At 66.6% G+C, this 809-nt stretch carries 1 protein-coding gene; it reads left to right on the plus strand.

The window, feature by feature from the left end:
- Positions 1–809 (plus strand): type VI secretion system tip protein VgrG (gene vgrG, locus GJV78_RS22695; RefSeq protein ID WP_155110310.1); only part of this gene is annotated, 809 nt, incomplete at both ends.

Here is an 809-nt window from a genome sequence, read left to right on the forward strand (position 1 = left end):
CAGGAAAGCGACCTGACGTTTATCCGCCGGCTGCTGGCGGAGGTGGGGATATTTTACTGGTTCAGCCTGCAGGAGGAGACGCAGACCGAGGTGGTGCATTTTACCGATGCGCAGCGGGGGCTGACGTTTGGCAAAACGCTGCCGGTGAACAGCCCGTCGGGGATGAGCGACAGCGGGGCCGACTCGGTATGGGGGCTGAATATTGCCCATAACGTGGTGGAGGCGGGCGTCATCACCCGGGACTATAACCACCGGGAGGCGCACAGCGTCCTGCAGTCGGCGCGGGCGGACATGACCCGCGGCGACGGAGAGGGGGTGACGTACGGCGAGGTGTATCACTACCGGCTGCGCCACCTGGCGCGCGGGGATAAAATTGAGCCGGCGGCGGAGACCGCCAATTTTTATGCCCGTCTGGACCACGAGCGCTTTCTGGCGGGGCAGACGCAGATAACCGGCAGCAGTACCGACGCGACCCTGGCCCCGGGGCAGGTGCTGACCCTGACGGAGGGGCTGCCGCCGACGCTGCCGGCGGTGCTGCAGGGGCCGCTGCTGATAGTCAGCGTGAGTTTTACGGCCAGCCGTAAAAACGCCCTGCAGGCGTCGCTGAGCGCGGTGCCGTACAGCGAAACGGTGTGCTGGCGGCCGCCGCTGCTGCCGCGGCCGAAGGTGGCCGGGACGATGACGGCGCGGATAGTGAGCGCGAAGGCGAACGATATCTACGCCTGGCAGGATGCGTCCGGGCTGTACCGGGTCAGATTTGACGCGGACCGGGATGAGAAGCGCCGGGGGCAGGAGAGTATGCCGGTGCG

Origin of the sequence: Intestinirhabdus alba (assembly GCF_009711095.1) — a bacterium.
Classification (GTDB): domain Bacteria; phylum Pseudomonadota; class Gammaproteobacteria; order Enterobacterales; family Enterobacteriaceae; genus Intestinirhabdus; species Intestinirhabdus alba.